Here is a 24,831-nt window from a genome sequence, read left to right on the forward strand (position 1 = left end):
CTTGTTGAATTCGACAAGGGACAGGCACCTTTTTAACTGGAAGTAAATCTACAAACGTATAAACCTATTTTTAGGAGTTGATTATCATTTCCTTACCTTCTTTACGCATATTAGCGTATTCAGCTGTTGCCGTATAAAGTACGTCTGATGATGAATTAAGTGCAGTCTCACAAGAATCCTGTAAAACACCTACGATGAAACCCACACCAACGACTTGCATAGCAATTTCACTTGGAATTCCAAATAAGCTACATGCTAAAGGAATGAGTAAAAGCGACCCACCGGCAACACCCGAAGCACCACAAGCGGATATAGCTGCTAGAACGCTAAGAATTAGCGCAGTACCAATATCCACTTGAATGCCAAGAGTATTAACGGCAGCAAGGGTTAAGACAGAAATAGTCACAGCAGCACCAGCCATATTGATGGTAGCACCTAACGGGATTGATACTGAATACGTATCTTTATCTAAATCTAGTTTTTCACATAACCTCATATTTACTGGAATGTTTGCTGCTGAGCTCCGAGTAAAGAATGCTGTAATACCACTTTCCCTTAAGCATTTAAAGACAAGTGGATATGGATTTTTACGAATACTTATAAATACTATAATTGGATTAATGACAAGAGCTATGAAAAGCATACATCCGACTAGAACGATAAGTAATTTTACGTAATCAAGTAACGCTGAAAGCCCATTTGTTGCAATAGCTTCAAAGACAAGCCCCATAATTCCTAATGGTGCTAAATTTATAATCCATTTCACTAATTGAGATATGGCATCTGAAAAATTAGCCAACATGTTTTTTGTTGTGTCAGGAGCCTTTCTTAACGCAATGCCAAGAAGGACAGCCCAGGTTAGTATGCCTATATAGTTAGAAGTCAATAGTGCATTTACTGGATTGTCAACAATGTTAAAGAGCAATGTTTGAAGAACTTCTACAAGACCACCAGGAGGAGTCAAACCTTCGGCGCCTGTTACAAGTGATAAGCTTACCGGAAATAGAAAGCTTGCAACAACGGCCACTAATGAAGCTAGGAATGTACTTATACCATAAAGAGCAATAATCGATTTTATATTCGTTTGATGACCACTTTTATGCTTTGAGATGGCATGCATCACTAAAAATAAAACTAATATTGGTGCAACAGCCTTTAGTGCACCTACAAATAAAGAACCGAAAACGGTGACCCAACCTGCGGCATTAGGGATTGATACAGCCAAGATAGCACCAATGATAATACCGACAAGAATTCGTTTTACTAGGCTTAATTCGTTCCATTTATGAATTGAATTTTTCATTTGTTTCCCTCCGATTTTAATATTGCAACATAATAAAAAGAACAGCGCCTTTATTTACTAAGAAATTTAACAAATGTAAGTTTAACACGAATATTGTCGATTGTGGATAAAATTTAAAATCTAAAATAGTAAAGGAATATGGAGATAGGATAAGGTTAAATCGACGGTAAGCTCTACTTCATTTAAAAATGTGGAGTGTATTCGCAATATAATTTAAAGAAAGACTGCTAATCCTTAGTGGAGCGTTATTCGTTACACGTTTGTAAAGGTCGATTAAACAAGTGTTAAGTTACACCAAAAAGCTCAATCTTACTAAAATCTTATGGACATTATGCTATAATTCAATTGGATGATAACTATTCAAATACTTCTTGTTGATGACTAAAGCAGGTGGACATATGATAAAGAAACAGATAACGCCATATCGTTGTCCGGTAACTTTGACGAATAAGGCGAAGGACAAGATGCGGGAGCTCAGGCTTGATGAGCGCTCGTTTTTTTCGTTGCAGAAATCGTTTCACGTTTATATAGAAAAATATCCGCCGGTGCCAGATCGCCTTATGTCGGCCGCATTGTTCTTTGACAATGAGGCGAATGCGCGGATGAATGATAAGTACAATAAGTTTATGGTCGTTTTGCATTGTGTGGTCGAGGTTGATCGGTTCATTGCGACGAATGTGACGACGAGAGCGTTGCAAACACCGGTGCAGACTAATTGGCGCCGTCCGGTAGATCTCATGTTTGATTTGAACGTACAGCACGGGGAGCGGATCCCGCTTGATTTGCTGAACTTGATTCATGAAATGCCGGTTGCGCAGGAAAGTTCGATGTATGTGAAAAAGCGGATTGCGAGCTGGGAAGGCTATTTGAAAATCCAGGAGCAGTCTGCGGACATTCCAGACATGACGTCGCGCTATTCGGGGCTAGTATTCAATGGTGATTTTAGCCGGGTGACGATCACGGGTTGCCAGCTCGGTGAAAAGGAATGGAAGTCACTCAAAGGTTTGAGCGTCAAACTCAAAGGGATTGATCTGGATATTGGGAAAGTGTTGAAAGCGAATCGTTCCGCTCTTACAGTTGAAGTAGAGTTGCACGGTTATATAGAGGAACGGGCCCGCCAGCAGAAGCTTAACGTGAATCCAAAAGAAGTTGTTTTTAGCAATTTTGCGACATTAAGCCAGGTGAAAAGACTGCGGCAAGGGTTTAAGCATTTAGAAAACGGCCTCGCTGTGAATCCAGAGCTTGAACGCCTTTTATTTGAAAACAAGCCACCGGTCCAAACCCCGAAAAAGCAAGTTGAGCTCCAGTTTCACAATCGATTGAACGAGTTCCAGCGGGAAGCGGTGACAGGTGCGATGTCTGCGGAAGACTTATACGTCATTCAAGGGCCTCCTGGAACCGGAAAAACAACGGTTATTTCTGAAATTTGCCTGCAAAATGCAAAAGCGGGACTGCGCACACTGGTTGCTTCGCAGTCGAATTTGGCAGTCGACAACGCCCTTGGCCGGTTGCTGGCGAATAAAGACATTCGCATTCTTCGGGTTGGGCGCACGGAAAGCATTGAAGAAGAAGGCAAAAAGTTCATTGAAGAAAATGTAGGGCAGTATTGGAAAGACCATACGTTAAAAGAAGTTTCTACTCAATTTGAAGCGCACCAAAAACGAAAAATGGAAATAGAAGCGGAATGGGCAGCAAATGAACGGGATCAAGAACTGCTGCAGCCGGTGCTTGCACGAGTGGAGGCCGAACTCGAAGCCAAACAGAAAGCGGAAAAACAGTTTAGCGAAATCCAGTCTAGGATTGATGAGCAAAAAAAGATCGTACATGTGGCCAAACAGGAGCAGCAAACGGCACAACAGCACGTGCAGGAGATTAGACAGTCTCTTGATTTATTAAATACCTCCATTGAAAAAGACGAAACCTTTCTTCGTGGTGAGCCGGACAGTGGCGCGATAAAAAAAGAATGGGATGCTAACCAGCAAGTAATACAGCAGGTGAAAAACAGCATCGCCTTTCAGCAACTTGAAAGCGAGTTCGATGAAAAAAAACAAAAGATCAAGCAAACGTCTGCTGAAGTTGAAAAATGGGCTGAGTTAACAAAGCAGATGGATGCTTTAACGGCAAAAGTAACAGACGTCAAACAAATTGATGGCTTAAGATGGATCATGCTTGAACAAAATATGAAACGGTCGTTAACGGTTCAGCAGTTACTCGAGGAGCTGGAGGACATTCGCGGAGAAATAAACCAGCTGAAAAAGCTAAAAGTATATCATGACAAATTGAACAAAGCGATTTCATATATTGAGCAGCTTTTACAAAGGCATCGCATATCGACCGGCCAAATGAAGCAGCGCATGATGAAGGGTTCCGCCGTTTTTACCGCCGCGGAAATTGACCAATATTTAGACGAGCTAAGAAGCAGATTGCAAGGAAATTCAACCGTGTACCCACAGATGCTTGTCACCTATCTTAAAGGATTATATGGAAGGAGACACTTTATAAGGCAAAAAGAAGAACGGTTAAAGCCGTTTGACACTTATAAAAACATGGCGCTAGAAGCATTTCGGTTGCTGAAGCAGGAAGTGTTAGAGGAACTTACAAATAAGCAACGTGATAACAAGTTGTTGCAACAAAAATGGGTGCAGACGATGGAGGAGGAGCGCGCTGAGCTCCATTCTCTTCAAAACAAGCATGAGCACATGATGGCGTTAGCGGAAAACATTCCGAACGCTAAAGAAGTGCTTCAGCAAAAAGAAGCAAAAGTGCTTGAACTGCAGAAACAGAAAGAGCGGCTTGAACAAGTTAAGAAGCGAATTGAAGAACATGGCGATAAACAAGAAAAAGAAGCCAATCAGCTACAGGAAGCGGAGCAGAAACTCGCAGAAATCGAAGACCGCTTAGCACAGTTTCATCACATGATCCACGAAAAGGAAGAAGAACAGGTACCTTTAAATGAAATTTTGTCTACAGAACCGGAACAGGAGCATGAAAAGGTATTAACGCAATTGGCGAGTCTTTCTCTGAAACGGGAGTCATTGAAGGAGGAAAAGCGGAGACTTCCGCTATTCCAGTCCATCCAAGGGAGGTGGCTTTCTATGCTAGAAGAAGCAAATGACCACGACTTGGACGAAATTCGCAAGCTTTATGTGAAGCATGCTAACGTCATTGGAACGACATGTGTAGCATCCGCACGAAAAGATTTTATCGACAGCTACCCTGCGTTTGATGTAGTGATTATTGATGAAGTATCAAAAGCAACCCCGCCGGAGCTACTTTTGCCGATGCTAAAAGGAAAAAAAATCATTTTAGTTGGCGACCATCACCAACTGCCGCCTCTTTTAGGAAACGATACGCTAGAAGAGACGCTACAGGAAATGGCGGATGGAAGTGACGACTTTGAAGGGAAAGCGGAATTAAATAAGCTTTTAAAAGAATCGCTCTTTGAACGGTTGTTTAAAAACTTGCCGAAAAGCAATAAAACGATGCTCGCCATCCAGTACCGGATGCATGATAACATTATGGAAGCCATCACGCCGTTTTATGAGCAGGAAAACGAACGGCTCCAATGTGGCTTGACCGATTCTGATTCGGAACGAGATCACTTGCTAGAATCACCGCTGATACAGCGGGACAATCATCTATTATGGCTTGATATGCCAAACGAGCCCGCTTTTTTTGAAGAAAGAATGAAAGGCGGAAAAAGCTTGTTTAACTCGGCTGAGTTGAAAAGGATCGGTGATTTGCTAACGGAATTGGATGAAGCGGCGGAACAGGCGAAGCAAGCTGGAAGAATGAAAAAGGATGAGAAAAAAAGCATCGGCGTCATCAGTTTTTACGGGGAACAAGTAAAAAGGATCGACCGCTTGATTCAGCAGGATCTTCGCTTGCAGCACTTGACGATTCGTACCGGGACTGTGGACCGGTTCCAGGGGATGGAAATGGATGTCATTCTGTTAAGCATGGTGCGCAATCATGATAATAAGCAGGACGATATCGGCTTCGCAAAAGACTATCGTCGACTGAATGTGGCCTTGTCAAGAGCGAGAGAGCTACTTGTTTTAATCGGAAGTACAAAGATGTTTACCGAGCGTACGAAACAAAGAGACACAAGACAGATGTACACGCACGTATTAGAAGCCACTAAAAAACAAAATGGACTGCGAATGCTTGAAGAGGTGGTACAGCATGGATAAATTAACGAAACGTTTACGCGCCAGCTTGCTTGAAAATCCAGCTGTCGAAATCAAAGAGTCGGCTATGTGGCATTTGCCGGTCGTGACCTTTGATGTGGAATTTAAGCGAGTAAAGCGGTCTAAAATGGATATCCTCATGAAAATGATGCTGCTCGCTTTTGAGGAAGCTGATATCCGGCGGGCAGCCAATTTATCTGAAATGCTGCTGGTTGAGGAGCTGTTCATTGCCGATTTAATTGCAAAAATGCAGCGAACAGGCTTGATCCGGATGGAAAAAGAAATTTACAAGTTAACAACGAAAGGGCATGAGCAGCTGAAAACAGGCATCATTGAGGAAGAAATGGAAGAAGAGTGGACAGAGCTCTTTTACAGTCCCGATCATGATGAATTTTGGCCAGAGATGACTCGATCTGTGCCCGAAACAGACGAAGAATGGATGCTTTACCGGTATGCGAATGATCAGGATTTTATCAATGTCGACCGAATCCTGCAGGTGCTTTCCGAGAGAGAAAACGGGCTGGAGGAAAACGGCTTTCAAACGGTAATAGCTGACGTATTGAGCTTTAATCAACGGATAGTCGAACAAGTTCCATGTTTAGAATTTCGAATGTACAATAAAGAACAGGACATTTTCTACGCACGTGTCTGGAATACGTGGCTCGAACGCTGGGATGATACGCTCGAAAATCAAATAGAAGAGCAGGAACGGGTGGAATGGCGGGAGAAGTGGGCGTCGGAAGTTAAGATTTCTGAATGATCCCCTGAACATTCTCTGGTCTTCTATGATCGACAGGTCTAGGACCTGTCGATTAAAATAAAGGTTATATTACTAAAGGAAATCCACCCGAATGTAGAAGTTCGGGTGGATTTTTACGATTGTGTTTTTTATGGAAATCCACTACATGTTCCACAATTTAAGTTCATTTCTTAGAGATTAACAAGTTAAACCCCTCTCTAACTCAGGATGATAAATAGATGCCTATAAACCATACCATCCTGTCCTCAGCACTCGCTCATTTCCAGCTTAAGTAAGTACATTTTTGAGCTAGAAGTAATATCATACATAAGCTATAAGAAAACCAACTTTTAAATAATAGGTTGAAAGGTGGGTTGAACGGGATTAAAGGCTACATTAGTTCCAGTTCACAATCAGAAGCACTCATTTTACAGACGCATTGGAGAACGGTGACTAATGTTTATATTAATCTATATCTAATGTATTAACATTACTGGCTGAAAGACGAGGAGACAACAAATGTATAAATATATTATTTTCGATTTTGACGGAACGCTTGCCGACTCCAGAAATGTTTTCATCTCTGCATGGAACAGCTTGGCAGACAAACACCGGTATCAAAAAATTAACCGTGCAAAATGGAATATACTAAGAAAGCTACCAATCCTTGAGAGAATCAAACAATTAAACTTCCCAATCTTTAAAACGCCACTCATCATTCCAGACTTCTACCGTTTCTATCGAAAATATGCAAAGGAGATCAAATTGTATCCTGGAATGAAAGAAATACTGGATACGCTAGAGAAAAAAGGTCACAAAATCGCGATTATTTCCTCTAACTCTGAGGATGTGATTAAAGAGGTATTACGGCGAAATAATGTAAGAAATATATCAGAGATCTTGAGTTCAAATCTTATTTCCGGCAAAGATCAATTGATTCGCAGATTTCTTAAGGAACATCACCTAGGGCCATCGGAAGTTATATATGTGGGTGATGAGCAACGGGATATCTTGTCCTGTAAGACAACAGGAGTCAAGATCATATGGGTGAGTTGGGGGTATGACGCTAAAGAGCTTGTGCAGGCACAAAAGCCAGACTACCTTGTGGATTCACCGGATGAGATACTCGAGGTTGTTTCTCAAAAACATGGCAGATCAAATTTATAGTTAAACATTAGACGCAATCCATTAAGTGGAGAGCGTCTTTTTTAGTGTATGACAACGTTGTTCATTTTGGTGAAGATTGTTCGACTCACCACCGTCATCAAGTGTGAGCACGTAATCAACCATGAAAATCGGGAAATGGGTATAAGGCAAATTCCATTCTCACGTGAAATTTACATTAATCAACGGATGGTCAACATGCTCCATGTTTTAGAATTTCGATTGTACAATAAAGAACAGAACATTTTCTACGCATGCGTTTGGAATACGTGGCTTGAACGCTGAAATGAAAAGCAAATAGAAGAGCAAGAACGAGTGCAATGGCGGGAGAAATGGATGGAAAAGTAGGTGCCTTTATTGTTAATATAATTTGTGTTAGGGTTTAATTGAGCAGTATGACAGTAACAAATTTACTTTAATAAAGGAATAAATACGAGGAATTTGGTCTCAATAAATAAAAAGGAAAGAGCGGAAGTACATGGAGATAAAAATAAATCACAAGATGATTAAAGAAATTTGCGGTACTGTCTCCTTTAAAAGAGGGGACTCTTTTTATCGCTCTAATAAAGTGACATTTAATCAGTATAGCCCTGATTCCTGTGAAGCCACCGTTAGTGGAAATGTTGACTTTTATGTCACAATTGTAAAAGGGGAAACAGAAGACATTCAGATGAAATGTAGCTGTCCTACATTAGCCAATTTTCAAAAAAGTTGCCAACATATTGCGGCCGTTTTATTAGCCATTTATGGACTGCAACGACAAGGAACGTCACTTTCAACTGTACAAGTTGAACCATCTAATTATGGTGAGCTAACAGAAGACTTCATGTCTCTTTTTAAAGACAGACCAACACGAACAAGTGGACATCAACTTTATTTTGAAAAAAGAAAAGTTCTTACTGTCAGGTTTACCAGTAAACCAGTCTTGATCGGAAAGGATCAGTATTTGCTTGGAATGGAAGTGGAGATCGGTAATACAAAAGTACAAAACATACGAGATTTTCTCCGAAACGTAAAACAAGGGAAACCTAGTGAGGTATCCCCTGCATTTACCTATGATCCAAACATTCATTGCTTTGCAATTGAAACAGATGCAGTTATTCACCAACTCATTCGGGTCATTCATGATGAAAAGGCCTTTCTAGAAGCAATGCCTTACGCTTCTGACGATACAGCTACGAATCAGATATTACTAATTCCATCCTCCTCTTGGGAGGACCTCGTCCCTTTACTTACCAAAGCCTCATTCGTTTCGCTAATGCATGATGGTCATTTTTTTGAGAGATTCCAACTGGTGGAGGGAACTCCTCCGATACAGTTTACATTCGAAGAAACCGAGAGCGCTGATTATCAATTGACGATCAAAGGCTTTGAACGAATGGTTGTTTTAAACTTCTATAGTGCTGTGCTGTGTGACGGAAAAGTCTTTCAGCTAGAAGGACAGGATTGTGAACGATTATACGAACTAAAGCAAATGCTTACGTCTCCTAGTAAGAATCACATTCCTATTCCACATGAACAAATCAATTTTTTTCTGGAAAAAATTGTACCAGGTCTGAAAAAAATGGGTGAGGTCCAACTGTCGAAAGCATTATCGCGTGAGATTTTGAAACCCCCACTTATTGCCAAGCTATATTTGGATCGTCTTAAAAACCGACTGCTCGTAGGACTAGAGTTTCAATATGAAAATGTCATTATTCAACCATTGGAAAGCCGATACATTCCAACTGGTCCAATGATTATAAGGGATTTGGAAAGAGAAGAGGAAATCCTTCAACTGATTGAGGAAAGTGGTTTTTTTAAAACAGATGGCGGTTATCTTATGCAAAATGAAGCACTTGAGTATGAATTTTTATACCATGTCGTTCCAAAGCTTCAGCCAATCGTCCAAATCTATGCAACAACAGCTGTCCGAAATCGTATCTTGAAAAAGAATGCCCATCCAAGAATTAGAGTTAAGGTCAATGAAAAAGAAAGAACGAATTGGCTGGTATTTAAATTTGAAATGGACGGGATTGCCGACAAACAGGTTAAGGAGATTTTAGCGGCACTAGAAGAGAAGCGAAAATATTATCGTCTTCAAAATGGGTCACTCCTATCTCTTGAGACGAAGGAGATGGAAGAAATTCACCGTTTTTTGAATGCTGTTCCGCTTCAGGATCAAGATTTAGAAGCTAGTCTCAATATGCCTATGATTCAAGGGCTAAAATTTCTTGATTCTGTTGATGATAGCCAAGTCTTTAAGGCAGAGGAATCGTTTCATCAATTTTTTGATCATCTACTTAACCCAGGAAATCTGGAATTTGAGGTGCCACAAGACTTAGATCCTGTATTACTGGACTACCAAAAGCGAGGATATAAATGGATGAAGACACTTGCAAGTTATGGTTTTGGTGGCGTTCTAGCCGATGATATGGGTCTAGGTAAAACGTTACAAAGCATTACATTCATTGTTTCTGAGCTTTCACGTATTCGAAAAAGAAGTGAGTCGGTCTTAATAGTTTGCCCGTCCTCCTTAACGTATAACTGGTTACATGAAATCATGAGATTTGCTCCTGAGCTTCAAGCAGTAGTGATAGATGGCAATAAATTGGATAGAGAACAACTACTAAACAATACGAAAGAATTAGATGTAATGATTACGTCCTATCCTTTACTTCGTCGTGATATCAAATGGTATGAGAAGCAAACGTTTCATACTATTTTCTTTGATGAGGCTCAGGCGTTTAAAAACCCAGTGACCCAAACAGCTCGAGCTGTTAAAAGGATCAAGGCAGAACATCGTTTTGGGCTCACAGGAACACCGGTGGAAAATTCACTTGAAGAACTTTGGTCGATTTATCATGTAGTCTTTCCGCAGCTATTCCTTGGATTAAAGGAATACAGCCAATTATCCAGAAAAAAAATTGCTCGCCGAGTTCGCCCCTTTTTACTTCGAAGAATCAAAGAGGATGTGCTTTCCGAGTTGCCTGAGAAAGTGGAGTCACTTGTATCAGCAGAGTTGCTACCTGAACAAAAGAAGCTCTATATGGCCTATTTAGCAAAGTTACGACACGAGACATTAAAGCATCTTGATAAGGATACACTAAGAAAAAATCGGATAAAAATATTAGCAGGATTGACCAGGTTGCGACAAATTTGTTGTCACCCTTCCCTGTTTGTAGACGGCTATAAGGGAAGCTCAGCAAAGTTTGAGCAACTTTTACAAATCGCTGAGGAATCAAGAATTTCTGGAAGAAGAGTGCTGATATTCTCCCAATTCACGAAAATGCTTGAGCTGATAGGGAGAGAGCTCACAATGCGAGGTCAAACCTATTTCTATCTGGATGGACAAACACCTTCAGAGGAACGATTGGATCTCTGTAATCGATTTAATGATGGGGAGAGAGAGTTGTTCCTTATTTCCTTAAAAGCAGGAGGAACAGGACTGAACCTAACAGGTGCAGATACGGTCATCTTATATGATATCTGGTGGAACCCGGCGGTCGAGGAGCAAGCTGCAGACCGAGCTCACAGAATGGGGCAGAAAAAAAATGTGAAAGTGATCAAGCTCGTGGCCCGTGGCACCATTGAAGAAAAGATGAATGAGCTCCAAGAAAAAAAGAGAGATCTCATTGCAGAGATTGTGGATTCAGAAGAACAAGCATCAGTATCATTAACAGAAGAGGATATTCGTGAGATTCTGATGAGATAATAAGATCAAGGTTTCTGACCCCCAGTGCTTAAGGCACTGGAAGTTCAGGAACCTTTTCTGTGTGGATAGTATAACGCGTAACGGACACAGGAGACCTTATTTCACAAAATAACGTTCATTTCTAAATTTAGCGGACACAGGTTCCTCTATTAGGAAAATAGAGGAACCTGTGTCCGCTTGTACCGCGAAAGAAGCCAGTTTTATGAGAATAACGGCCTCTGAGTCCCCTGACCCCCCAAATCAATATTAACTTATCAGACCGTTTTCGTATGCTGATTGTAGTGTTAATTGATTAAAGATACTATATCATGTCTGCTATTATATTTTATCAAATGTTTTGGGAAGGTCTAGTACAAAACCCCTAGTACTTACTAGATGTATGATAATAGGGGTTTTATCTTAGCCCATATTTAAATCTAATTTCTTGTTGTTACTTTGAGAAGGACCGAGAAGGTTCCTGCCTCCAGCACTTTAAAGCGCTAGAGGACAGGAACCAAATCAAACCAGGCACCCACTCATGTATTATTTCTAACTTCATAAAATAAATCCTCGAAATCAGACCATCTTATTTTTCGTTTTAAATACTCTCGAAAGGAATAGCTACTTTTTTCCTGAGGGTTATTGTAAAGGGATGAGATAAAGATTTGCAAACGAGCTTGAATCATAAAATAATAACGATCAGTTGATCCTACTACAGGGATTTCAGTAACTTTTACTTTCTGCCCCGTCACATTTCTGAACTCAATTCTCTTATAAAACACAGTATCAGCCTCTTTTTACCCGTTTTATTTATATTATAACCAATCACCTTAGAACATGTCTAAAGTAATCTTAGATTCTACGTCTTTCTAAAACAAAAAAAACAGATTCATGTTTTAGAATCTGGTTAAGCTAAAAGGAGGCCACTGAAAAATAGTTGACTTTTACTTTTTTCAGTGGCCTCGTTAAAGGGCGTCATCTGTGGGATGTTACCATCACAGAATGCCTATTATTATATTACGCAAGTCTCATCTTAAAATCTTGGTAGCCAAATTCACGCACGATACGATAATCTCCATCTTTATCTTTAACGGCGATAGCTGGTAATGGCATGCCGTTAAACGTGGTGTTTTTGACCATCGTGTAGATGGCCATATCACCAAACACTAATCGATCTCCATTTTTTAATGGCTGATCAAATGAATATTCTCCAATGACATCGCCTGCAAGACAAGTTTGCCCGCCAAGTCGATACGTGAATGGCTTCTCGTTTGCTTCCCCTGATCCAAGAAGGGGAGGGCGGTAAGGCATTTCTAACACATCCGGCATATGGCAGGTTGCAGAAGTGTCAAGGATCGCAATCTCCATATCGTTTTCTAGTTGATCAAGAACCGTCGTGACGAGAAAGCCGGCATTTAGAGCAATCGCTTCTCCTGGTTCAAGATACACTTCCAAATTGTACTTATCTTGCATTCTCTTAATACATTTTTCGAGTAATGCAATGTCATAATCTTCTCTTGTAATGTGATGACCGCCGCCAAAGTTGATCCATTCCATCTGTGTTAACCAAGGTCCAAACTTCTCTTCAATTGCATTCAAAGTTGTTTCTAAGTCGTCAGAGTTTTGCTCGCAAAGTGTATGGAAATGAAGCCCTGACACACCATTAAGCAAATCTGGACGGAAATGCTTGATCGTTACACCAAAACGAGAACCAGGTGAGCATGGATCATAGATCGAATGCCCAACCTGCGTAGAGTGCTCAGGATTGATACGCAAGCCTACTTTTTTTCCAGCTTGAAGCACTTTGTCTTTAAACTTTTCAATCTGTGAAAAAGAATTAAAGATAATATGATCACAATAGGAGATAATTTCATCAATCTCATCATCTCGATAAGCAGGGGCAAAGCAATGATTTTCTTTGCCCATTTCCTCATGACCAAGCCGTGCCTCATATAACCCGCTTGATGCTGTACCACTTAAATACTTCCCAATTAGTGGATACATCGTCGACATCGAAAATGCCTTTTGTGCGAGGATAATTTTCGAATCTGTCCGTTCCATGACCCCGCATAGGACCTTAAGATTCTTTTCTAGCAGACTTTCATCTACTACATAACAAGGTGTTGGTAGTTCTTCAAAACGCATATTAACGTACAGTCTCCAGTTGACGCTTGATCGGCTCAGAATCGACAAGCTCTGGGTTAAAGCTTTCTTTCCATGGCAATCCCCATTTGTTCAATGCATCCATAAACGGATCTGGATCGAATTCTTCGATATTGAATACGCCTGCTTTATTCCATGTTCCAGTCATCAGCATCATCGCACCAATCATCGCAGGAACACCAGTTGTGTAAGCGACTGCCTGTGAGCCTACTTCTTGATAGCATGCTTCATGGTCACATACATTGTAGACATAATACGTTTTCTCTTTTCCATCCTTTTTCCCTTTAAAGATACAACCGATGTTCGTTTTACCCTTTGTACGTGGGCCAAGTGAAGATGGATCCGGTAACATGGCTTTCAAGAATTGCAGCGGAACGATTTGTTTTCCTTCATATTCAATTGGCTCAATAGAAGTCATACCGACATTTTCAAGACATTTTAAATGAGTTAAATAACTTTCACCAAATGTCATAAAGAAACGAATTCGTTTAATACCAGGAATATTTAAGGCAAGAGACTCAAGTTCTTCGTGATGTAATAAATACATATCTTTTTCGCCGATTTCAGGGAAGTTATAAACTCGCTTAATTTCCATCGGTTTCGTTTCGATCCATTCACCATTCTCCCAATAGCTTCCGTTGGCAGAAACTTCACGGATATTGATCTCAGGATTGAAATTTGTAGCAAAAGGATAGCCATGATCTCCTGCGTTGCAGTCAAGAATATCAATATATTCAATTTCATCAAAGTGATGCTTTACGGCATGGGCAGAAAATACACCTGTCACACCAGGATCAAAGCCACTGCCTAAAAGGGCTGTAATCCCAGCCTTTTCAAAACGCTCACGATAATCCCACTGCCACTTATATTCAAATTTCGCCGTATCTTCCGGCTCATAATTGGCTGTATCCATATAATTCGTTTTTGTGGCAAGGCACGCATCCATAATCGTTAAATCTTGATACGGCAATGCTAAATTCATCACGATATCTGGTTTTACCTCTACAATTAAAGCAATTAACTCATCCACATTATTTGCATCGACCTGTGCCGTTGTAATTTTCGTTTTCCCGCCATCTAGTTTCGCTTTTAAGTCATCACATTTCGATTTTGTACGACTAGCAATACAAATCTCTTCAAATACCTCGCTGTTTTGTACACATTTATGAATGGCTACTGACGCCACCCCACCACAACCAATAACAAGTGCTTTTCCCATTTTCCATATCTCCTAACTAAATAGATTTTGCAAATAAAAGAGAAGTCCGTACAACCTGACATAGTAATAGCTTATCTGCTGAGGATGTCTTTAGCAAAAGAACGGCTCAAAAGATTTTCCACAACAAAAAAGCAAGTGTAAAACGCACCATTGCGCACAACACTTGCTAAGATATCATTATCAATATTAAAAAAGCAGGAATAATTCCATGACCAAAAATTATATGTATGGTATCTAGTCATAAAAAAGTCTAAACCATTATGATAGAAAGCTCTTTTATATTTAAAATATCTTAATAGGATCAGAGTCTATATAGCAAATAATTACTTTTTAGCACTCTTATTGACCGTTTCACAAGTTGATGTGCAAATGCACTTGGTTGTAAAGTAACCAACTTATAAAATTTGAGCTTTTAACTCAATCAATAAGGCAACTTAAGTTGCCAGTCGGCATTTGACCCAGCTGTCCGTATGGCTTTAACTTACATAAGTAAGTGGTCAAAATTATCTGCTTGGAAAGACCTGCTGTAGTAAATATTAGCTTTCCAATTAATGCTTCTCTAGATTATCAACATATAATTAAAATATCAATAGGCATATAGAAAAAAAACTGAAAAAAGTATGACAAGAAAAATAATTCGTAGAATCACTACTTTATGGAATGGTTATTTCTTGAAAAGAGGTTCTAGATTATCCTTGTTTGAGGTGTCTGACCCCCGCCGCGTTAAAAACAAGCATTAGGGGTCAGCAGACTAGTACTTTACCTGAAGTTACCCATTATGAATACAAGGGTCAAATTAGTTAAATGTCTAAACCTAACAATCTATTTTTCGCTTATTATTTGATACAATAGTATTGATTTGACTTTTTTCGTGCTGAAATATCTATTTATGATAATTTTTTAACAGTGTCAAGAGCAGGCACCTTAGAAGGAAAAGGTGATCAATGTGGAGCGGTATCCATCAAAACGTGTCAAAGAAGCAACGTATTTAACGGCGGAAAAGGCTTGGAGTTATCGGGCGATTTTACGTTATTTTTACATACAGCATGCACGAATGCGCGAGTTTTTGTTTCCAGAGGAAATCTTAGCTTTTTTACGGAACGATTATGCTTTTCATTCCTATGAGATGGACGAGCTTCATCAGGATTTGGATGCATTAGTGAGATGGGGGAACCTAATTGCACGTCAAGAATTAGGAAAATCGAAGACGATTGAGGAATTCAAAAAAAAGCGATTTCGCTACCAATGCACCCCATACACGGTTGAGTTTGAACGGATGTTAATTCAATTAGAGGATGTAGGGGAATCGTTTGGAGGTTCATTAGAGAAAAAGCAATTTGAAAGACTGTATCAAGTGCTTCTTCGTGTCGAAGGGATTGTCAACCGAACGTCTGTTGAATCCGACGAAGAGTGTGCGCAAATAAGGAATGATGTGTTAACGTATTTTCGGCAAATTAACTGGGGTCAGGCACCATTTTCTGAGGTTAGAGTGGCACAGCAGTTTGCTAGAGTGAGAGGGCGTGGAATTGCGAATAATCATTCAAGCCTATACAGGGAGGTCTCATGATAGGGACGTGCGAGTCAGGTGGGGTGGTTGAAGGCAAAGTATATCAAATCAAACATCATACACTAAATTAGTTGTTTAGAAGAGAAGAAGTAAAGCTAACATCTATCGGCCTGCTTTCATAGAAGTGATCATCGACGGAGTGCAGTACAGTCATGTATTAACATTGTTAGGATTGAGAAAGAAGAAGAGGCGGACGACCTAAACACTATATAGCAGAAATTCTTCAAGGTTCAAAAGGGTTTGTAAGAGTATTATCAAAAGTTACAAGATGATTAGCGGAGAAATGGCAATGAAACGGTCAGGATTAGGAGAACTGTTCCAAAAGGACGCTTGTTGGTTGAGTACTCCGATAAAAATCGGGAAAACTTATTGAAATCTTATCCATCTATGTTTGGGTAATTAAAGAGCTTGAAAAAAATTTGCGGGGCCATTTCATTTAATAATCGTTTATTCGACACATGTCAGGCCCCTTTTTTTGCTGAAAGCGAATGGTTTACACTCCCGGCGTAAGCTCTTTATTGAATGATTTCTTTTTCCCGTGCAGAAAATAGTACAAACTGGTGCAAATCAACACGACAATCGCTAATGTCACATATAGATTTCGGTAACCGATGAATGGAATGAGACTCCCAAGTAGGAAAGGTCCAATACCCATGCCTAAATCAAAACAAATCCAGAAAGTTGAAGTGGCAATTCCAACCCGATGACGAGAAGCCCTCTTGACTGCGATCGCTTGTGACGCTGATTGCAAATTACCAAATCCAAGTCCTGCTAATGCTCCGGCTATTAGTAAAGTAATCTCGTTCTCCGCCTGACTTAAAACAAGTAAGCCTGCTATAAATAAAATAAAAGCGGGGAACATGACAATGTTATCTCCCTTTGTATCAAGTATTCTGCCAGTGAACGGTCTTGACATGAGAATAAAGACAGAATACACAATAAAAAAGTAACTTGCCGCAGATAATAAATTAATCTCCATTGAATAGGACGCGAGAAAAGATAGAATACCAGAATAGCAGATCGCCAAGATCCCTGCCATAGCAGCAATCGGAAGCGCTCTTTTATCGATGAAGTTTTTTAACTGAAACCCTTTCACGTCTTCGCGTTGCTCGCTTGTTAACTCCACTTTAGGGATGGAAGTAAATAAGGATAATAGGATACAAATAAAACACAAAAACGTACAAACGATAAAAATCATGCTCATATTTCCCATTTGCATAATGAAAACGCCGATAAACGGTCCGATTGCCGTTGCCAGAATTAAACTTAATGAATAATAACTAATTCCTTCTCCTTGTCGATCGACGGGGATAATGTTCATAATACTGATTTGCAGCACAGATATCGCGATCCCCATTACCAAACCTTGAACAAAACGGATTAAGATTAAGGCGTTCAAGTTTTCGATTGAAAAGAAAAGCAGAGAAACAACAAAGCTTAAAACGAGTCCAATATACAGCAGTTTTTTCCGTCCAATGATGTCAAGATACTTTCCTGTAATAAAGCGGGCAGTAAGGACCCCGATAACGAAAATACTAGCCGCCAGCCCTGCCTTACTTTGCGAGGCATCGAAATTTTCCAACACATATCCTGTTATCGTTGTCATCGTTAAAAAATACAGTAAAGCAAGTAAGAAAGTAGTCTGCCAAATGATAATAAAATCTTTAGTCCACAATCGTGGTTTAGAAGTTTGCATGCTAAGGACCCCAGTACTCTTGTTTTTAACTGAATGAATAAATCTGACTTCTAGCAATTTCTAAAAAGACTATTCAAGTATAAAATGAATGAAAATCTTTGAGGTGCTAGTCCTCAGGGTAACGTTATATAAAGTATTTCAACTACAGAAATTATATCACGATTTAAGGGATAGTAACTTATAGAAGGAGTATTCTGTTAATCAGAAAAATCTGTTACTTGTTGTATTCGAGAAGTGATAGCGCATCTTTTTCTTTTTGTTGGGGAGGAAGAAATAAATCAATTGAGGAAAAGGGGAGGAAACAAAGGTCTACCGGCATTTCAAGCTGTCGAGAAGCTAAATTTTCGACAACTTGAAATGCCAGCAGTTAGACTTTTAAAGATGTAGCGAACGGAGCCATTGCAAGTCTTATAGAGTACCTTTTTATACGAAAGCTAAGGCGTAAGTCCTAGTTTTCATTCATCGTGGTGTTTGCTAAAACATGGGGGTTTTGAACACGCTCTTATAGTTATGTCTGTAAATACTAACATTTGGAATTAAGGCATTATTTTCAAGTCGTGCATGACTAGTGTTGCCATACAATTATTCAATTGGATGAAGGTTTTATGGTGGATTTATCCATAGGGAAATACTCCATAAATTTTCTTGATGTGGAAGAGAGATAACGTTCTTTCAACCAAATTAATGCAGAAGGTCTCGCCATGATAGTTGGATTTATGATCTCTTTAAATATAAGGTCTGTGTTGGGTATGAGGTTTATCGCTGATTTCGGGACAATGGTAATGCCTATATCATGATTAGCCCAAATTAATAAAGTCATAATGTCACTGCTTTCGCAGATGATCTTAGGTTCAAATCCGTTATTTAGACATGCATTCTGAAGGATGTCAACTGTGTATATATCTTGGTTATACATAGAAGTGCCTTTTTGTCTTCTTAGTAACATTAGAGGCTTGTCTTCTAGTTCTGATAGCGTAATAGTATTTGGATCGTCTCCATGATTCCACTTACTACTCATCGCAACAACCAAAGGTTCATCAGGTAAATGAATCATATTGAAAATACTCGTATCAATAGGAAACCTAACGATACCTAATTCGATAATTCGATTTTCTAACAACTCCATGATTCTGTTAGGGTCACCCTCCCAGACTTGAAATTGGACTTCGTGATAATGTTTTTGAAAGTCACGGATCCTCTCTGGTAGAAGTTTGGCTCCGAGTGAAGCAATCGTGCCAATGGATAAGGTCCCCTTCGTCCCTTCAGAAAGTTCCTTCATTTCTTCCAAAGTACCAGACATTAACTCTAATATTTGTTTAGCACGACTATATAGTAATTTACCTTCTTCTGTGATAATTAACTTTCGAGTGTGTCTCTCAAATAGAGTTACACCTAATTCGCTTTCTAATAACTTTAATTGTTGACTTAACGGTGGTTGAGCCATATGTAAGCGTTTAGCTGCTTGTGAAATTTTACCTTCTTCTACTATGGTAGTGAAGTACCGTAGGTGTCGAATATTCATTTGAACATCCTTTCCTATGTAAAATAAATACATACTATTATAATGTCTTCATTATTTAAGACTAGGATTCTTATCCTTCACACTTTAGCTGCTTATTAATTCATATGATAAGGATATAAATATTGAATGTAAAGAGTATTTTTCAGAATATTACAAATGTGCTACATTGATAATATATTCATGGTGCAAATCTAAAGAAGGGAGAGTACACAAGAAAGTTCTCAGTTTTATTCTTATAGAGTCACTATTGAAAGCGGTTTCTTAGGTTGTGGCGATATTAGATAGCCATTCTATCATTTTATTCGCAAGAGGGTCAACGAACTTTTAACCAATCTAAAACTTAATTAGAAAAGATGGAATGACGACAAACGCCATGCGGGAAAAATGATTTCCCTTTTTCGCTCACCGTATGAAACTACACTCGCAGAGGCTCCTGAAAAGTATCAGTGTTCATAGCTCCTTTTATTGAATAAGACTTGAATATTTTCGTAACTTATTTGCGGTCAGTTTTTTAAATTATTTTGATTATAAAAAATAGTCGAATAATACAATTTATTTTAGTATAACAATATTATATTATTGCATTAATCTAATGCAATTAGACTTAATCTATCAATACAAATGAATTCGCTTACGTTTGCGTCCCAGGTAATATAGCGCTATTGGATTTTCAATTGTTCATTTAAAACTTATTTATCAGAGCTTGTTCAAAAAGGGCGGTCTTCCCTTTTTGAATAAGCTCGAAGCAATGAGCGAAGCCACTGCAATGTTTTAAGTAGATCCGAGTGGTTTTCTCGGATAGACGCGCAGTGAGTGAAGCCATTGCAACTCCGCATTAGGAGAGAGGATATTAAAGGTTCAAAAAGGGCGGTCTTCCCTTTTTGAACAAGCTCTATCACAAAAAAATGAGGGGGGAATATTGATGAAATCAAAGTCTGAATTAAGAGTTGCCATTATTGGAGGCGGCATTGGTGGTGCGGCAACTGCGGTTGCTTTACAACGGAAGGCATTCGTGCAGAAATTTATGAGCAAGCCCCAATTATAAAAGAGGTTGGTGCTGGTGTTGGTATGCGTCCGCCATCGGTGCACTTTTTCAAAAAATGGGGGATTTATGAAGAAATAGAGAGTAAGAGTTCGAAGAGTGATTTTATGCAAGTGGTAGCGTGTAATGGGGATATCTTAGTAAGTGAAAGATGGCCTCTTTTAACTGATAACCCAGATGGAAAATGGGCAAGATTAATTCATCGAGCAGACTTAATCGAGACTTTTCTGAAACAATTACCATCCGATTCCATCCATTTGAGTCACAGGTTAGAGTCGATAACCAATCATGGAAATCATGCTGAAATTCATTTTGAAAACGGTCATTCGATTGAAGCGGATTTAGTTATTGGAGCAGATGGGATTCTTCCACTATTCGTTCGAAGTTATTTAGCGATACAAAGCCTGTTTATTCTGGAACCCATGCTTACCGAGCTGTTGTCAATGACAAAGAGGCATTTGAATTAGTTCCTGATAACACATTTAAAGTTTTCGTAGATGGTGGTATTCAAATCTATATATTACCGCTACACCATAGAAAGCAAGTTTCATTTGATGTTACTCTACAATCTCAAGACCCATCATGGAGGCCAATCGTAGAGAAAAAAGACATCTTAAAACACTTAAAAAACTTTGACCCTAAAATCCAGAAGATAGCAGAAAATGTAGAAGAGTATACCTGCCGATCCATACATGACATAGATTCGATAGAACGTTGGCATACTAATTGTATAACCCTGCTTGGCGATGCTGCACATGCAATGCTTCATCATACAGGTCAAGGTGCAAATAATGCTATACAAGATGCTGGAGTTTTGGCTGAAGCTTTACGTGAAGCTGATTCAATTCCGGAAGCGTTACAAAACTTTCAGTCACGAAGAAAACCAATAACAGATAAATATCAAGAATTATCTCGTCAGGAACCATCGCTAGAATCTGAAACTGCTTTCCCAGAAAAAGACCACTTCGAAAAAGCTGAGGCTGATCGGCTGAATGGGTAAAATAATCAGTCTTATTGCATCATAGCTTATCAAACTATCGAAATGGGTTTTTCGTATATTTCCAAATAATTATGCTGTTATTCCCATTCTTCATTTGTCACCTTGATCAATGGTAAGAGGCGGGAAGGATTCCCTTTAACATTGCGGTTTTTCCAGAATACATCAAAAAGGCGTGATGCTTCTAGTAAGTAGTTCTGTTTTTGTGGAGAAACACAAGAAATAACATATCAATTAAAAGCCCAAAATGCATAGTGATTGGGTTTTTACAATCCTTTTTATATTTATGAAGGAAAGAACTAATTTTAGATTCTTTGAAAAAACGTTTCACATAAGAGTCAGACTGTTCATTTTCGTTTAACTTTGGTAAAATAGAAGCCATAAAAGACATCCTTTCTTTGGGTTAGTGTTGTGGTGACTCTATTTTACCAAAAAGGATGTCTTTTTCTGTTTATTTAGATGAATATTTATGACAATCCCTTGCACAGAAAGGGATTTAGATAGATTCTATACTGCGGAAGTTGAGTTAATGATTATTCATTTTTAACATATGAAATTGCCTTGTTTAAAGACCGTTTTCTTAAATGATATAATAGCTTAATAATCAATTTAAAATTCTTTTTAGAGGGATAAAATATAATGAAACTAAAGAAAATTCAAGCTTTTATATTAGTAATTGAAAAAGGTAGCTTTTCTTTAGCAGCCGAAACAGCAGGTGTATCTCAACCAAGTATCAGTCAAGCGATACGAGGTTTGGAAGAAGACTTAGGAGTGCAACTTTTAATCCGAACAAATACTCAGATAACAATAACTCCAGCTGGAAATTATGTTTATAGTGTTGGTAAAAACATTCTCGAGAAATGGCAGGAAATGTCCGAAGGGGTAAAGGCGTATCAAGGAACATTAACGGGTACGTTAAACATTGGAGCAAGTACCATACCAGGAACATATTTAATTCCTCGTTGGATAGGAAATTTTAAACGATTGTTTCCAAAAGTGAATGTGACAATTGAAACTAGAGATTCTGATGAGATAATTGGACGTCTTTTAGATAGAAAACTGGACCTAGGAATAGTAGGATCTAAGCCAGAATCATTAAGTATTCTTACAGAAGTGGTTGCAACAGATAGACTTACATTAATTGTACCAACAGGTCACCCTTTGGAGCAGATATCAGAAATGACTTTAGAAGAGCTGCTCAAATATGAATTTGTCGTAAGAGAACCTGGCTCAGGCACTAGAAAAGCGTTAGAAAATTGGTTAAACAAATATCAGATTGACATAAATAAATTAAAATATGTAGCTCAGTTTGGTAGTACAGAAGCAATTATTGGTGCAGTGGAAGAAGGTTTAGGAATCAGTTTTGTTTCCAATTTAGCAGCAACGCGTGCAATTAAAGCAGGCAAGGTCAAAATAGTACCACTTTCTGAAGACTTCGAGCAGACATTCTTTTTTGTTTGTTTGAAAGGTAGTGAGAATTATCCTTTTATCAAAGAATTCTCTTCGATTATCTTTGAAAATGAAATGAACTAAAGTAAGGGAAAAAGGAGAACGGCAAAACAAGTTTGGTAGTAGAGTAGAAAACATAGAAAGTACTTTATATGAGATACTAATTCGAATAGATATTAGTATCTCTTTTTTTGGTGCGCCAGGCAAGTTCTCATCTCTAGGATTATAGTCCCGATCCACGAAGGAAGTAGTAATGGTTAGCTTAAGCCAAGGTGTCTGGGGTGACCCATAATCTGAAGGAAGTCGGCGCAAATCTCCGCCTCTAGGAACCGAACTTCATCCGAGGCTAGGTGCACTTTGGATGAGACTGCAAGCAAGTCAAAGTCCAAACTGCCGAAGGGTGCATCGAGTAATTGTGGAGAGGACACGGAGAGGAAGAATGTGTACTTACCCTAGGAGGTCTGAAAAAGTAGTGACACCTTTGTCGTAAGTAGATGTGTGAGCATCTGCTGACTGTCAGGAGTCAGCCTCAAAAGTAATTCATTTTTATCCAACTCGTGGAGCCATTTTACAACAAGACGCTAATTTATATTGGTGGAAGAAATTATTTAGTGGCTCAATCCACGAATTATTAAAAAAGTGTGTGAAATCTAGAATAAAAGGATAATTTATAAGAATTGGTTAAATTTTCTTTACTTAATTATAACTTTTTGTTATTGTTCATATTATAAAATATTATACAAAGAGGAGAGGAGAGAAAAAAATGAAAAAACTACTTTTTTAATTTAGTAACTTTAGTGTTTATTATTACTGGTTGTGGTAGTGAAAATTCGGCAGAAAATACAACTGTTCACCAGCACAGAAAATGTTGAGGTAACTGAAAAAAGTCTATTAGTATCAATAAATCGGAAAACAGTATTTCTGCTTATGTAAGGTAGTTGGGAGAAACTTAGTTGAACTAACAAGGCATGTCAGTGAGATGCTATCGCGTGTTTACACGAGTAGGGAGTCGGTTTGTACTTAAGTGCTGGCTTGGAAAGGTAAAGAACTTCCTCCGCATTGCTAAGCTGCCGTATTTCGATGCTTTGAGTAGTGATTTCAGCTGCTAACGCTCATATTTGCACTTCCAAGATTGTAAATTTTTGGTTACCTTAACTGATTGTAAAAGTAAAGCTCATTTCGTTGTCAAGACAGGTTGAAGTAAAATTAAATACGTGGACAGGAGAAAAGCTTCGCGTCGGACAGGCTCTTTATTGTTTGATAAAAATGTAAAAATAAAAGGAGAATGAATCATGAAAGTTGGGTTAAAGATTTCTTTAATATTCTTTATTTTAGTATTAATAACAGGATGTACTAGTTCAGCTGAGGAAAGCTCCAGTCAATCTCCAGAACTTATGGTGTTTGCAGCTGCCCAATTGCAAGATGCTTATACAGAAGCAGAAGAGGTGTTTGAAGAAAAATATGAAACAAATGTAATGATTAACTTTGCTGGTAGTCAAGTAGTGCGAACACAAATAGAACAAGGGGCATATGCCGATGTTTTTGCCTCAGCAGATTTTAGTCATATGGAAGCGCTTCAAGACCAAAACTTAGTTGGGAAAGATACAACTTTTTCCCATAACACATTAACTGTTCTTTTGCCAAAATCAAATCCAGGTAATCTTTCAAGTTTACAAGACTTAAGCGAGGTAAAACACAACCTCGTAATTGGAATTGACGCTGTTCCAATTGGAATTTATGCACGAGAGTTTTTAGATAATGCAAATGCTGCATTTGGTTCAGGTTATAAGGAAAAGGTAATGTCTAATGTAGTTTCAATGGAAACGAATACAAGAGCTGTAGCTGGTAAAGTAACATTAGGTGAAGCAGATGCTGGTATTGTCTATGTAACGGACGTTATTCCAAGCATCGAAGATAAGGTGATAACGATTGAGATTCCAGATAATTTAAATGTACTTACGAATAATACAATGGCAATCGTAAATGATAGCAAAAATAAGGAATTAGCAGAGCAATGGATTGACTTTATTATGTCAGAGGAAGGCCAAAACCTTTTAGCAAAACACAAATTTATGAAAGTACAAAATGTACAGAAGTAGGTGATTAG

Annotated in this window: 16 protein-coding genes; 10 read left to right on the forward strand and 6 right to left on the reverse strand. The window is 38.8% G+C overall.

Features of this window, described 5'->3' with window-relative positions; translation table 11 throughout:
* Positions 1-70 precede the first annotated feature (70 nt).
* On the reverse strand, positions 71-1,303 hold the full coding sequence (gene sstT, locus LDX58_RS14810; RefSeq protein WP_227937603.1) for a serine/threonine transporter SstT: 1,233 nt from the start codon (positions 1,301-1,303) through the stop codon (positions 71-73).
* A gap of 398 nt (positions 1,304-1,701) precedes the next feature.
* On the opposite strand from sstT, the gene LDX58_RS14815 reads away from it, so the two are divergent.
* The 4 genes from LDX58_RS14815 to LDX58_RS14830 all read left to right on the forward strand — a co-directional run bounded on the left by LDX58_RS14815 (position 1,702) and on the right by LDX58_RS14830 (position 11,090).
* Positions 1,702-5,496 carry a DEAD/DEAH box helicase gene (locus LDX58_RS14815; RefSeq protein WP_227937604.1) on the forward strand — a complete coding sequence of 1,265 codons (3,795 nt, stop codon included), beginning with the start codon at positions 1,702-1,704 and terminating at the stop codon, positions 5,494-5,496.
* A complete protein-coding gene (locus LDX58_RS14820; protein WP_227937605.1) occupies positions 5,489-6,253 on the forward strand; it encodes a hypothetical protein in 765 nt (254 codons plus the stop codon). Before LDX58_RS14815 ends, LDX58_RS14820 begins: the two co-directional genes overlap by 8 nt.
* A 498-nt stretch (positions 6,254-6,751) precedes the next feature.
* On the forward strand, positions 6,752-7,399 hold the full coding sequence (locus tag LDX58_RS14825) for an HAD-IA family hydrolase (RefSeq protein WP_227937606.1): 648 nt from the start codon (positions 6,752-6,754) through the stop codon (positions 7,397-7,399).
* 475 nt (positions 7,400-7,874) lie between these two features.
* Entirely contained in the window at positions 7,875-11,090 is a 3,216-nt protein-coding gene (locus LDX58_RS14830) for a DEAD/DEAH box helicase (RefSeq protein ID WP_227937607.1), read from the forward strand.
* Between the two features lie 515 nt (positions 11,091-11,605).
* Here LDX58_RS14830 and LDX58_RS14835 read toward each other — a convergent pair.
* The 3 genes from LDX58_RS14835 to LDX58_RS14845 all read right to left on the reverse strand — a co-directional run bounded on the left by LDX58_RS14835 (position 11,606) and on the right by LDX58_RS14845 (position 14,451).
* Positions 11,606-11,851, reverse strand: coding sequence for a DUF2535 family protein (locus LDX58_RS14835; protein WP_227937608.1), 246 nt, complete (start codon positions 11,849-11,851; stop codon positions 11,606-11,608).
* Positions 11,852-12,086: 235 nt separating this feature from the next.
* Positions 12,087-13,214, reverse strand: coding sequence for a carboxynorspermidine decarboxylase (gene nspC, locus LDX58_RS14840; RefSeq protein WP_227937609.1), 1,128 nt, complete (start codon positions 13,212-13,214; stop codon positions 12,087-12,089).
* 1 nt (position 13,215) lies between these two features.
* Positions 13,216-14,451, reverse strand: coding sequence for a saccharopine dehydrogenase family protein (locus LDX58_RS14845; protein ID WP_227937610.1), 1,236 nt, complete (start codon positions 14,449-14,451; stop codon positions 13,216-13,218).
* A gap of 937 nt (positions 14,452-15,388) precedes the next feature.
* On the opposite strand from LDX58_RS14845, the gene LDX58_RS14850 reads away from it, so the two are divergent.
* Entirely contained in the window at positions 15,389-16,018 is a 630-nt protein-coding gene (locus LDX58_RS14850; protein ID WP_372459198.1) for a DUF2397 family protein, read from the forward strand.
* A gap of 493 nt (positions 16,019-16,511) precedes the next feature.
* On the opposite strand, the gene LDX58_RS14855 is transcribed toward LDX58_RS14850, so the two are convergent.
* Together LDX58_RS14855 and LDX58_RS14860 are read right to left on the reverse strand one after the other, a co-directional pair.
* A complete protein-coding gene (locus LDX58_RS14855) occupies positions 16,512-17,714 on the reverse strand; it encodes an MFS transporter (RefSeq protein ID WP_227937611.1) in 1,203 nt (400 codons plus the stop codon).
* 586 nt (positions 17,715-18,300) lie between these two features.
* On the reverse strand, positions 18,301-19,236 hold the full coding sequence (locus tag LDX58_RS14860) for a LysR family transcriptional regulator (protein ID WP_227937612.1): 936 nt from the start codon (positions 19,234-19,236) through the stop codon (positions 18,301-18,303).
* A gap of 922 nt (positions 19,237-20,158) precedes the next feature.
* On the opposite strand from LDX58_RS14860, the gene LDX58_RS26015 reads away from it, so the two are divergent.
* The 5 genes from LDX58_RS26015 to modA all read left to right on the forward strand — a co-directional run bounded on the left by LDX58_RS26015 (position 20,159) and on the right by modA (position 24,823).
* Positions 20,159-20,281 carry a hypothetical protein gene (locus tag LDX58_RS26015; protein ID WP_265416705.1) on the forward strand — a complete coding sequence of 41 codons (123 nt, stop codon included), beginning with the start codon at positions 20,159-20,161 and terminating at the stop codon, positions 20,279-20,281.
* Positions 20,282-20,304: 23 nt separating this feature from the next.
* A complete protein-coding gene (locus LDX58_RS14865; RefSeq protein WP_227937613.1) occupies positions 20,305-20,745 on the forward strand; it encodes an FAD-dependent oxidoreductase in 441 nt (146 codons plus the stop codon).
* On the forward strand, positions 20,652-21,278 hold the full coding sequence (locus LDX58_RS14870; RefSeq protein WP_372459206.1) for an FAD-dependent monooxygenase: 627 nt from the start codon (positions 20,652-20,654) through the stop codon (positions 21,276-21,278). The genes LDX58_RS14865 and LDX58_RS14870 overlap by 94 nt, the downstream gene beginning before the upstream one ends.
* A gap of 636 nt (positions 21,279-21,914) precedes the next feature.
* Positions 21,915-22,808: a selenium metabolism-associated LysR family transcriptional regulator gene (locus LDX58_RS14875; protein WP_227937614.1), complete on the forward strand. Its 894-nt coding sequence runs from the start codon at positions 21,915-21,917 to the stop codon at positions 22,806-22,808.
* Positions 22,809-24,016: 1,208 nt separating this feature from the next.
* The gene (gene modA / locus LDX58_RS14880; protein WP_227937615.1) at positions 24,017-24,823 is read left to right on the forward strand and encodes a molybdate ABC transporter substrate-binding protein; all 807 of its coding nucleotides are present in this window, start codon (positions 24,017-24,019) and stop codon (positions 24,821-24,823) included.
* The last annotated feature ends 8 nt before the right edge of the window (positions 24,824-24,831 follow it).

The organism is Alkalihalobacillus deserti (genome assembly GCF_020734105.1).
Lineage (GTDB): Bacteria > Bacillota > Bacilli > Bacillales > Bacillaceae_D > Halalkalibacter > Halalkalibacter deserti.